Source organism: Pseudonocardia sp. (assembly GCF_035305885.1).
Lineage (GTDB): Bacteria > Actinomycetota > Actinomycetes > Mycobacteriales > Pseudonocardiaceae > Pseudonocardia.
Map to the genome: position 1 here is coordinate 1 of NZ_DATGOP010000001.1, position 11,651 is coordinate 11,651.

The 11,651-nt window shown below is 74.6% G+C and carries 8 protein-coding genes; 7 read left to right on the forward strand and 1 reads right to left on the reverse strand.

The window, feature by feature from the left end; translation table 11 throughout:
- The coding region (locus tag VKZ81_RS00005) for a glutamate-1-semialdehyde 2,1-aminomutase (protein ID WP_324239245.1) at positions 1–1,168 on the reverse strand (1,168 nt) is incomplete at its 3' end.
- A 142-nt stretch (positions 1,169–1,310) separates the two neighbouring features.
- On the opposite strand from VKZ81_RS00005, the gene VKZ81_RS00010 reads away from it, so the two are divergent.
- The 7 genes from VKZ81_RS00010 to VKZ81_RS00040 all read left to right on the forward strand — a co-directional run.
- Complete coding sequence (locus VKZ81_RS00010; protein WP_324239246.1) at positions 1,311–3,944, forward strand: ATP-binding protein; 2,634 nt, start codon at positions 1,311–1,313, stop codon at positions 3,942–3,944.
- Between the two features lie 1,105 nt (positions 3,945–5,049).
- Positions 5,050–5,946 carry an SRPBCC domain-containing protein gene (locus VKZ81_RS00015; protein ID WP_324239247.1) on the forward strand — a complete coding sequence of 299 codons (897 nt, stop codon included), beginning with the start codon at positions 5,050–5,052 and terminating at the stop codon, positions 5,944–5,946.
- Between the two features lie 123 nt (positions 5,947–6,069).
- The gene (locus tag VKZ81_RS00020; protein WP_324239248.1) at positions 6,070–6,924 is read left to right on the forward strand and encodes a right-handed parallel beta-helix repeat-containing protein; all 855 of its coding nucleotides are present in this window, start codon (positions 6,070–6,072) and stop codon (positions 6,922–6,924) included.
- Between the two features lie 69 nt (positions 6,925–6,993).
- Entirely contained in the window at positions 6,994–8,367 is a 1,374-nt protein-coding gene (locus VKZ81_RS00025; RefSeq protein ID WP_414709309.1) for a UDP-glucose dehydrogenase family protein, read from the forward strand.
- A complete protein-coding gene (locus VKZ81_RS00030) occupies positions 8,360–9,517 on the forward strand; it encodes a glycosyltransferase (protein ID WP_324239249.1) in 1,158 nt (385 codons plus the stop codon). Before VKZ81_RS00025 ends, VKZ81_RS00030 begins: the two co-directional genes overlap by 8 nt.
- Entirely contained in the window at positions 9,517–10,461 is a 945-nt protein-coding gene (locus VKZ81_RS00035; RefSeq protein ID WP_324239250.1) for an NAD-dependent epimerase/dehydratase family protein, read from the forward strand. Before VKZ81_RS00030 ends, VKZ81_RS00035 begins: the two co-directional genes overlap by 1 nt.
- Positions 10,437–11,651, forward strand: a 1,215-nt coding sequence (locus tag VKZ81_RS00040) for a polysaccharide biosynthesis protein (RefSeq protein WP_324239251.1), incomplete at its 3' end; no start/stop codon positions are given. The genes VKZ81_RS00035 and VKZ81_RS00040, both read left to right, overlap by 25 nt.

The window sequence follows — 11,651 nt, forward strand, 5'->3', positions numbered from 1 at the left end:
TGAGGGCGGCGGAGACGACGAAGGAGGGGCCGATGATGCCGCCGGTGAGGAGTTGGCGGAGGAAGAGGGTGCGGTAGGGCTGGGAGGGTTTGCCGTCGGGGTCGAGGGTGGCGAAGACGAGGTTGGAGGCGCGGCCGCGGACCTGCACGTGGTCGGCGACGCCGGCGTCTTCGGCGGCTTGGCGGACTCCGGTGGCGAGGCGGTTGCCGAGTTCGTGGAGTTGTTGGGTGATGCCTTCTTGGGTGTAGGTGTCGATGACGGCGATGGCGGCGGCGAGGGAGTGGGTTTCGGCGCCGTGGGTGGTGGAGAGCAGGAAGACGCGTTCGTGGGTGGTGTGTAGGCCGCCGCGTTGCATGAGGTCGCGTTTGCCGGCGAGGGCGGAGATGGCGAAGCCGTTGCCGAGGGCTTTGCCGAAGGTGGACAGGTCGGGGGTGACGCCGTAGACGTGTTGGGCGCCGTGTTCGGACCAGCGGAAGCCGGTGATCATTTCGTCGAAGATGAGGACGGCGCCGTGGCGGGTGGCTAGCTCGCGGACGCCCTGGAGGTAGCCGTCGGGTGGTTCGGTGTGGGTGGCGGGTTCCATGATCACCGCGGCGACCTGGTGTTGGGTGAGGACGGTTTCGAGGGCGTGGAGGTTGGCGTAGGGGAAGGTGACGGTGTCTTGGGTGGGGATGCCGGCGTTCATCGCGGTGGTGGCGATGAACCAGTCGTCGGTGGAGAAGAAGGGGTGGTCGGCGCAGAGGGCGATGGTGGTGCGGCCGGTGTGGGCGCGGGCGAGTCGGATGGCGGCGGTGGTGGCGTCGCTGCCGTTCTTGGTGAATTTGACCATCTCGGCGGTGGGGATGGTGGTGAGGAAGCGTTCGGCGGCGGTGGCTTCGATGGCGGCGGGGCGGACGAAGTTGCTGCCTTTGTCGAGTTCGCGGCGGACGGCGTCGAGGATGCGGGGGTGGGCGTGGCCGAGGGAGACGGCGCGTAGGCCGGAGCCGTATTCGATGTACTGGTTGCCGTCGACGTCCCAGACGTGCGCGCCGCGGCCGTGGCTGATGATGGGGGCGAGGTCTTGGGGGTATTGGTCGTCGCCCTTGGCGTAGGTGTGGGCGCCACCGGGCACCACGGCGTGCAGACGAGCATTCAACTCGGCCGACTTCGGCAGGGACGGGACCGTCATGGGTGCACCTTCGTCGTCGGGATCGTGGAGGCCATGATGGACCGCGCGCGGTCCCGCTCCCGAACGAGGTAACCCGCGGTGACCGCCGGTCACGAGCGCTGGTGGGGGCCACCGCCACCGCGAGTTCGGCCATGATGGGCCGGTGCCCCACCCCGTCGAGGTCACCGGCCGGGAGGCCGAGGTGCTCGCGGCCGTGGGCGCGCAGCTGTCCAACGCCCAGATCGCGCGTCGCCTGCACCTGTCGGTGCGCACCGTCGAGGGCCACGTCTCGTCGCTGCTGCGCAAGTACGGCGTGGCCGACCGCAGGGAGCTGGCGGCGCTCGTCGGCCCGGACGCGGGGGAGGCGCCCCCGCCGGGCGGGGTGGTGGGCCTGCCCGTCGCGCGGACGTCGTTCGTCGGGCGCGCCGCGGAGCGGGACGAGGTGCTCGCCGCGCTCGCCGAGCACCGGCTCGTCACGCTCACCGGGCCGGGTGGCGTGGGCAAGACGCGGCTGGCGGTGGTGGTCGTCGAAGCGGCGGCGTTCCCGTTCGGCGGCGCGTTCGTCGACCTGGTGCCCGCCCGCGACGACTCGGTGCCGCAGGCGGTCGCCGCCGCGCTCGGGGTCGCGGAGGGACCCCAGCAACCGCTCGAGGCCGCGATCGCGGGGCGGCTCGCCCGCGGCCGCTGCCTGCTCGTCCTGGACAACTGCGAGCACGTCGTCGACGCCGCGGCCGGCTTCGTCGAGCGGCTGCTCGCGGCGTGCCCCACCGTCACGGTGCTCGCCACCAGCCGGGAGCGGCTCGCGGTGCCCGGGGAGCGGGTGGTCGCCGTCGGCCCGCTCCCGCTGGGCTCCGACGCCGAGCGGCTCTTCGCCGAACGGACGACCGGGCCGGTCGACCCCGCCGCCGTCGCCGACCTGTGCGCCCGCCTCGACGGGCTCCCGCTCGCCATCGAGCTCGCCGCCGCCCGCAGCGCGGCCCTCGGCGCACCCGGCCTGCTCACCGGGCTCGGCGACTACCTGCGCCTGCTCGCAGGCGGGCGCGGGCGCGAGGTGCGGCATCGCTCCCTGCGCGCGGTGATCGGCTGGAGCCACGACCTGCTGGACGCCGAGGAGCGCGAGCTGTTCCGCAGGCTGGCGGTCTTCGCGGGCGCGTTCGACCTGCCCGCCGCGGCGGCCGTGGGCGGGATCGCGCTGCCCGCCGCCGCCGACGTGCTCGGCCGGCTCGTCGACAAGAGCCTGGTGCGCCGCGACCGGGACCGGTGGCGGCTGCTCGCCACGATCCGCGCCGTGGCCGCCGACCGGCTGCGGGAGTCCGGCGAGGCCGAGCAGGTGCGGCGCCGGTACCGGGACTGGGCGGTCGGCCGCGCCGCCGCGCTCGCCGAGCACGAACCCGACCCCGCCGAGGTCGACGCCGTGCTCGACGACCTGCGCGCCGCGCTCGCGTCCTTCCCACCGGGCCCCGACCCGGCGGCCCACCGGCTCGCGCGTTCGCTCGGGCGCATCACCCACGGGCGCGGTTTCCTTCGCGAGGCGCGCCGGCGCTACGAGCAGGCGGCCGCGCACGCCGGATCCCCCGCCGACCGGGCGCGCGACCTGCGCTCCGCCGCCGGGTGCGCCGAGCGCGGCCACGACACCGGGGACGCGTTCGACCTGCTGGTGGAGGCGGGGCGGGCCGCGGACGACGGCGAGGGCAGGGCGACGCCGCTCGCGCTCGCGGTGGACCTGGCCTGCCGCTGCCCGGCCACGTTCGCCACCGAGGTGCCCCACGAGCGGCTGTGCGCGCTGCTCGCCGAGGCGGAACGGGCCGGCGCGGACGCGGGCCCCGCCACCGTCGCCCGACTCGCGATCGCGCGGGCCTGGAACGCCCGGCCGGAGAAGCTCTCGCCCGACCGCGCCCTCGCCGAGCAGGCCCTCACCGCGGCACGCCGCACCGGCGACCCGCTGCTGGTCTCCGCGGCCCTGGGCGCGCTGCGCGGTGCCGCGGTCGTCGACGGGCGCCGGGACGAGGCCCACCGGCTCTCCACCGAACGGTTGGCGCTCGTCGGATCGTTCGACCGCTCCGCGCCCGAGAGCGCGGCCGAGGTCGAGGACGTGCTCGCCGTCGCGTGCGCCGACGCGGTGGCCGCGGGGGAGATCGCGGCCGCCGCCGACGTGGCCCGGCGGATCCTCGACGCGGACGTCCACGGCGACGCGCCGCACCTCACGGTGAGCACGGTGCTGCCCGCGCTCGTGCTCGCGGGCGAGCTCGGGTGGGCGCGGCGCGAGGCGCCGGGGATGTGGGACGGCTGGGAGCGCGCGGGACGCCCGCCCGCGGTGTGGTTGCCGGTCGCCGCCCAGTTCGCCGCGCTCGCGTGGGGCCTGTCCGACGAGGACGACCGGGCGGCCGACGAGCTGGAGCGCTGGAACGCCCGCGCGGCCGAGGTGGGCGGTGCGAACGTCTTCCACCTGCAGCACGCACCGCTCGGGGTCTTCGTCGCGGCCCGGACCGCCGTGCACCGCGGCCATCACGTGGACCTGCCCGAACCGGCGGAGGGCCGCTACCACGCCTACGCGGCGGCCGCGCACGCCGAGCTGGCCGTCGTCGCCGGGTGGCCGGACGCCGCCGAACGGGTCGAGGCCGCGAGGTCCGCCACCGCAGGGCATCCGTGGGCGGCCGCGTGCCTGGCGCGTGCCGCTGCCCGGTTGCGTGGCGACCGGGACGCGTTCGCGGAGGCCGCCGCGGGGTTCGGGCGGATCGGGGCTCGGTTGGAGCAGGCGGCCACGCTGGCGCTTGCGGAGCGAGGGGTGTCGTCGTGACGGGTGGCCGCGGGGCTGCCGGGGCGCCGGCTGCCCGGGCGAGTTCGGCGGTCCGAGGGACCGAGGTTGACCGGCGGGTGCCGCGCGCCGGGCAGGTGGTGGCGGCCGGGGCGGCGTGGCTGTCGTGAGGCCGTTGTCTGTGTCGGTCGCGGCACCGCTCGGTTCTGCGGGGCGGGGTGTGTGGGCGGAGGTCGCCGTGGGGTTCGGGCGGATCGGGGCTCGGTTGGAGCAGGCGGGAACGCTGGCGTTTGCGGAGCGGGTCGTATCGTCGTGACGGGTGGCCGCGGGTCTGCCGGGGCGCCGACTGCCCGGGCGAGTCCGCGGTCCGAGGTTGTCCGGCGGGTGTCGCCCGCGGGACAGGTGGGTGTGGCCGGGACGGCGTGGCTTTTGTGAGGCCGTTGTCCGTGTTGCTCGCGGCACCGCTCGGTTCTGCCGGGGCGGGGGTGTGTGCGGGGGGCCGCCGTGCGTGTCGCGCGGGCCGAGCCCGGTTGGAGCAGGCGGGAACGCCGGCGGTTGCGGAGCGGGTGGTGCCGTCGTGGCGGCTGGTCGCCGTGGCCGCGGGTCCGCCTGCACCCCGGCTGTCGACGCCCGGCCGGCTGTCGCGAGGCGAGCCGGCGCCGTACGGCCGCCCGGTGGCACGGGGACCGGGCGGGGTCGTGGAGGCTGCAGCGGGGCGCGGGCGGGTCGGGGCCCGGTTGAAGCAGGTGGTGACGTTCGCGTCGGCGCAGCAGGTGGTGCCGTCGTGACCGGGTCGGTGCCGGCCGCCGTGGCTGCGGCTCGGCCGGCTCGCTGGCTGCGCACGTCGGGCCGGCGGTCGAGGTGGGCCGGCCTCGGCCGTCGGGCGGGCGGCGCTGACCGGGCCACAGCGGGACATCCGTGGGCGGCCCGTGCCTGGCGCGTGCGGCCGCCCGGTTGCGTGGCGACCGGGACGCGTTCGCGGAGGCCGCTGCGGGGTTCGGGCGGATCGGGGCGCGGTCGAGCAGCCGGCCACGCCGGCGCTCCCGGCCACGTGGCGTCCCCGTGACGGATGCGTGGCCACCACGGATCCCCTGGCGGCCCCACCCCGGCACGCTGCCCGGGACACCGAACGGAGGAGGTGTGTCCCGTGCAGTGGACGCTCGAGGTGGTGCGGATCCCCGTGGCGGACGTCGATCGCGCGAAGGAGTTCTACGTCGAGCGGGTCGGGTTCGCCGTCGACTTCGACGTGCGGCCCGACGAGGGGCACCGGTTCGTCCAGCTGACGCCACCGGGGTCGGGCTGCTCGATCCAGCTGGCGGCCGGCTACGACGACATGGCCCCCGGTTCGCTGCGCGGCCTGGTGCTGGTCGTCCCGGACATCCGCGCCGCGCACGCCCAGCTGTCGGAGCGGGGCGTGGAGACCGGCGGGGTCGTGGTCACCCGGGACGGCATCACCTACCGGCCCGCGCACGACGACGACGCCCTCGACAACGTCGGGTTCGTGCACGTCACGGACCCGGACGGCAACCAGTGGGCGGTCCAGCAGATCTCGAGCCGCGGGCCCGCGACGTTCGACCTCGCCGTCACCCGGGTGCTCGACGCCCCGATCGAGGACGCGTGGACCGCGTGGACCGATCCCGATCGGGTGAAATCGTGGTGGGGGCCGACCGGGTTCATCGCGCCGCTCGCCGAGATGGACGTCCGGGAGGGCGGCACGTCGCTCGTGTGCATGCGCGCCCCCGCCGAGTACGGCGGGCAGGACCTCTACAACACGTGGACCTACCGGGAGGTCGTCCGGCCGAAACGCCTGGTGTTCGACCTGGGGTTCACCGACGCCGCCCGCGCCCAGCTCCCGGCCGAATCGATCCCGCCGGGCGTGCCGCGCTCGGTGCGGCACGAGGTGGCGCTGCGGCCGCTCGGGGGCGGGCGCACCGAGGTGACCGTGCGCGAGTTCGGCTACCTCACCACCGAGGCGCGTGACGTGTCGCGCGCCGGTTTGGAGCAATGCCTCGAGAAGATGGTGGCTGTGTTCCGGGCCGGATGACTCTCAGGAGGGGTTCAGCTTCTCGAAGCGGCCGCCCCTCTGCCGTCCGTACATTGGGCCGAGGACGCGTGAGTCCGGTTGCTCTCGGCAGGGGGAGAAGCGGGAGTGGTTCCAATCCGACGATTGCTGGTCGCGTTGCTGGTGGCCGCGGGGGCGCTGGTCGCCTGCACGGGCGCGCCCACCGGCGGCGAGCCGTCGCAGCGGCCGTGCCTGTCCCCCGACCAGGAGCCCGCGCCCGGCGACGTCGTGTGCTTCTCCGGCGAGCTCGACGAGCCGCTGGAGATCGAGGACGGGGGCACCCCGGAGGCCCCGGTGACCTACCGGGGCGACGGCACGGTGGTGCCCGGCATCCAGGTGCGTGCCGACAACGTCGTCGTCGAGGGCTTCGTCTCCCGCGGCGCCGACAGCACCGGGATCTGGGTGCAGGGCGAGAACATCACCGTGCAGAACAACGAGGTCACCCAGGTCAGGTGGACGGGGGAGGACCTCGATGCGATCCGCTTCTTCGGCGACGGCACCAAGATCCTCAACAACCGCGTCCACGACCTCGAGGGCACCTCGGAGATCGGCGACTCGCACGTCGACTGCATCCAGACCTTCGCCACGTCGGGCCCGGGGAGCTCGGACGTGGTGATCCAGGGCAACCGGTGCGAGGGCATCAGGGCCCAGTGCCTCATGGCCGAGGGGCCGGACGTCGACAACGGCTCCGGTGAGGGCGAGAGCGAGAACTGGCTGTTCGACGGCAACTACTGCGACTCGCACGCCGAGGCGCAGTCGGTCTCGCTGCAGGACATCCAGGACGTCACGATCAGCAACAACGAGATGGTCGGCTCCGGCAACAAGGCGTTCGCGCTCGGGCAGGGGTCGACGGGCGTGACCGTCAGGGACAACCGGATCGGGCCCGACTACGGGCGCGAGGTCGGTTTCGACGACGACACGGTGGAAGAGGGCTACGACGGCCCGCCCGCCGAGGACTAGCCGGACCAGAGCGCCCGAACCCGGGTGCGGAAAACAGCATGACCTGCGTTGACGGGGGAGGAGACGCTGGTGTCGGAGTTCGCACGACGCATCGTCGTGGTGGGGACCGGGTACGTCGGGCTCACCACCGGTGCGTGCCTGGCGTCGCTCGGCCATCGGGTGATCTGCGCCGATGTCGATCGCGCCAAGGTGGAGCGGCTGCAGGCGGGGGAGATCGACATCCGCGAGCCGGGGCTCGCCGAGATGGTCGGTGAGATGCTCGCGGCGGGTCGCCTGTCGTTCGTCACCGGCGCCACCGCCGCCCTGGACGAGCTGCGCGCCGAAGGCAGGCCCTGCGAGGTGCTGTTCGTCTGCGTGCCCACCCCGATGGGCATCGGCGGCATCGCCGACCTCTCCGCCGTCGAGGGGGTGATCGAGGAGGTCCGCGAGGTGCTGCCGCCCGGGGCGATCGTGGTCAACAAGTCCACCGTCCCGGTCGGCACCGGCGAGCGTACGGTCGAGCTGATCGGCCGCTCCGACGTCGCCGTCGTGAGCAACCCGGAGTTCCTGCGCGAGGGCTCGGGCGTGCACGACTTCCTGCACCCCGACCGCATCATCGTCGGCTCGAACGCCCAGGACGCCGCCGAGCGGGTCGCGGCCCTCTACGCCCGGCTGGGCGCCCCGACCGTGCTCACCGACCTGGCGAGCGCCGAGATGATCAAGTACGCGGCCAACTGCTTCCTCGCCACGAAGCTGTCCTACGTCAACGCGATCGCCGAGCTGTGCGAGCGGCTGGGCGCCGACGTCGCCGACGTCACCGAGGGCCTCGGCTACGACAAGCGGATCGGCCAGTCCTACCTCTCGCCCGGCCCGGGCTGGGGCGGGTCGTGCCTGCCGAAGGACACCGCGGCGCTGCTGCAGCTGTCCGACTCGGTCGACTTCGAGTTCCGGCTGCTGCGCGCGGCGATCGAGACGAACACGCGCCAGAGCAGGCGGATCGTCGAGAAGATCCAGGCGGGCATCACCGGCAAGCGCAACGGGTCGCTCTCCCGCGCCCGGATCGCCCTGCTCGGGCTGGCGTTCAAGGCCGGCACCAGCGACCTGCGCGACTCGCCCGCGATCTCCGTGGCGGCCCAGCTGCGGCAGGCGGGCGCCGAGCTGGTGGCGTTCGACCCGGCCATCCGCGCCGACGACTCGTCCTTCGACGGCGACCTGCTCACCGTCGTCGACGACCCGTACGTCGCGGCCAAGGACGTCGACGCGATCGTGATCCTCACCGAGTGGCCCGAGTTCCGCGGGCTGGACTGGCGGCGGCTGGCCACCGTGGTGAAGAACCCGCTCGTGTTCGACACCCGCAACCTCGTCGACCCGGACGTCCTGCGCCGGGCCGGCTTCTCCTGGTCCGCCCTCGGGCGGCCGCCCCGCCTCGTCGCCGCGCCCGCCGGGAGCGCCGCCGATGCCTGAGGCGCCGAAGGACGGCGAGATCGACCGCCTCGTCGTCCAGCAGTTCGACGTGGCTCGCAAGGTCACCATCGGCGGGATCGACACGTGCATCCGCGGCGTGCTCGAGTACGCCCCCGAGGGGATCACGCTCGGCGTGGTCGGCATCGACGAGTCGGGCGACCCCGCCCGCAAGCTGGGCGTGTGGGAGCGGCACCGCCGCGGCGACCGCGACGTCTGGTTCATGCCCGTCGCGCGGGTGGACACCACCAAGCCGAAGGGGCCGATCCCGCACTCGGTGCGGCTCGTGCTGGGCCTGCTGCGCCACCGGCGGTCCATCCCGAAGGTGAAGAGCGTGCAGGCCCACCGCGTCGACGTCGGCCTGTTCACCCGCCTGTTGTTCCGCGGGCCGCTCACCTACTGCATCCACACGCAGGAGCGCGGCCTGCTCGGGCCCACGTCCGACTCGTACTGGCGGTTCACCGGCAGCCTGCACGAGCGGCTGGACCGGGCGATCGCCCGGCGCGCCGACCGCGTGCTCGTGTTCAACCCGGCGTACGCGGAGAAGGTGCGGGGCTGGAACCCGCGCACGGTGTCCGCGCCGACCTGGTACGACCCGGCGATCACCCGGCCCACGGAGGGGACGAACCCGCACGCGGTGGTCTGGGTGGGCCGGCTGGAGACCCCGAAGGACCCGGCGCTCGCGATCCGCGCCTTCGCGCACCTGGTTCAGGAGTCGCCGGACGAGCCGTGGACGCTGGAGGTGATCGGGTCCGGCTCGCTGCGCGATGAGCTGGAGCGACAGGTCGCGGCCCTGCCGGAGGACGTCGCGCGCCGCATCACGCTGCGGGGCCGGCTCGGGGCGGCCGACGTCGCCGAGGCGCGCAAGCGGTCGGGCGTGTTCCTGATGACCTCCCACCCCGGGTACGAAGGCTTCCCGCGCGTGCTCGTGGAGGCCATGGCCACGGGGCTGCCCGCGGTGGTCACCGAGGGCAGCGACACCGGCGGCCTGGTCCAGGAGGGCGTCTCCGGGTTCGTGCGCGGGCGCGACCCCGCCGGGCTCGCGGCCGCGATCCGCGCCGCGCAGGGCCTCGACCGCACCAAGGTCGCAGCGGCCGTCGCCGACCTGTCCGCCCCCCGCGTCGTGCGGGACGTCTTCTTCGCGGCGGCCTGATGCGCGCCCTCGTCACGGGCGTCGCCGGCTTCGTCGGCAGCACGCTCGCCCGCCGGTTGCTCGCCGACGGCCACGACGTCGTGGGCGTCGACGCGCTCACCGACTACTACGACCCGCGGCTCAAGCGCGACAACCTGCGCCACATCGAGCACCCCCGGCTGACCGTGGTGGAGGCCGACCTCAACGAGGTGGACCTCGCCACGCTGCTGGCCGGCGTCGAGGTGGTCTTCCACCAGGCGGGCCAGCCCGGCGTGCGCAAGTCGTGGGGCGCCGACTTCGACGGCTACACCCGCGGCAACGTCAACGCCACCCAGCGGCTGCTCGAGGCCGCGCTGCGGGCGCCGCGGCTCGAGCGCTTCGTGTACGCGTCCTCCTCGTCGGTGTACGGCAACGCCCTGCGCTACCCCACTGAGGAGACCGACCGGCCGCAGCCGCTGTCCCCGTACGGCGTCACCAAGCTCGCCGCGGAGCACCTCTGCGTGCTGTACGCGCAGAACTACGGGCTGCCCACGGTGTCGCTGCGCTACTTCACCGTCTACGGGCCGCGGCAGCGCCCCGACATGGCGTTCACCCGCTTCTGCACGGCCGTCCGCGACGGCGCGGAGATCCCGGTGTTCGGCACCGGCGACCAGGTCCGCGACTTCACCTACGTCGACGACGTGGTCGAGGCCAACGTGCGGGTCGCCGTGGCCGACGTCCCGGCCGGCTCGGTGTACAACGTGGCGGGCGGCACCTCGACCACGGTGAACGAGGTCATCGAGCTGCTCGGGGAGATCTCCGGCCGCACGCCGCTGGTCCGCAGGGGCGACCCCGTGCCGGGCGACGTGGAGCGCACGGGCGGCAGCACCGCCGCGATCAAGGCCGCCGTCGGCTGGGCGCCCACCGTCCCGCTGCGCGAAGGGCTCGAGGAGCAGTACAGGTGGGCCGCCACCGTGCCGGCGTAGGCCTGCTGCGCAAGGACCTCAGCACCGCGGTGGCGGCGGTCGTCGGGTCGCTGCCGGGGTTCACGCTGCCCTTCGTCGCCGCGCTCGTGCTCGCCCCGGAGGACTCCGACCTGCTGCTGCTCGCGGTGTCGGTGGCCGTCACCGTGGCGGTGATCGTCAGCTCGGCCGTCGAGCTGACCACGATCGCCGAATACGGGCGGGTGCTCGGCCGGGAGCAGGACCCGGCGCCCGGCGCCCTGCGCGAGTACCGGCGGCGGATCCTGCTGTTCGCCACGGGCTTGACGGCGCTGGTGGTGCCCGCGCTGGGGATCGCCTACGCGGCGGGCTCGCCCGCCGCCGGCGACTTCGTCGTGCTCGTGTGCGCCGTCGCGCCCGCGCCGGTGTTCGCGGCCGTGGCGAGCATGCTGTCGGGGGAGTGCATCGCTCGGGGCGCCCCGACCGTGCCGATCATGGTGCAGGCGATGCGCACGCTCATGCCCGCCGTGCTGCTCGCGGTCTGGTGGGACGCCCCGCTCGTCGCGGTCGCGGCGATGCTGCCCGCCGGCGAGGCGGCCCGCGCGGCGATCCTCGCGGTGACCGCGCGGCGGCTGCGCGCGGAGCAGGCGGGCGCCGCCGACGGGGCGCTGACCCCGTTCGGGCTGGTCGCGCAGGCCTCCTCGTCGGGGGTCACCCAGCTCGGCCCCGCGGTCGACCGGCTGTTCCTGTCGAGCTCGGGCGCGGGCGCGATCTCCAGCTACGAGATCGCCGACCGCCTGATGTACGCGGGCGCGCAGTTCGTCAACATGGCGTTCCTGGTGCGGCGGGTCGGCGCGTGGGCGCGGCTGCCGACGATGGTGGCCGGCGAGGCGGCGTCGCTGCTGCGGCGCGACGGAGCGGTGCTCGGTCTGGTCACGGTCGTGCTCACCGCGGGCGGGGCGCTGGTGTGCCTCGCCGGGCCGGCCTCGGGCCTGCTGCCCGCGTCGTGGGCGCAGGGGTTCCTCTGGGGCGCGATCGTGATGCTGTCGCTGCCCGCGCACGTGTTCAACGTGGTCGGCACGCGGCTGCTCGTGGTGGCGCGGCGGCAGCGGTGGCTGCTCGGCATCTCCGTCGCCACCGCCGTGCTCAACGCCGCCCTGGACGGGCTGCTGTTCGTCCTCCTCGGCCCGGTCGGCATCGTCGTGGCCTCGCTGCTCGTGCGCTGGGTCATGAGC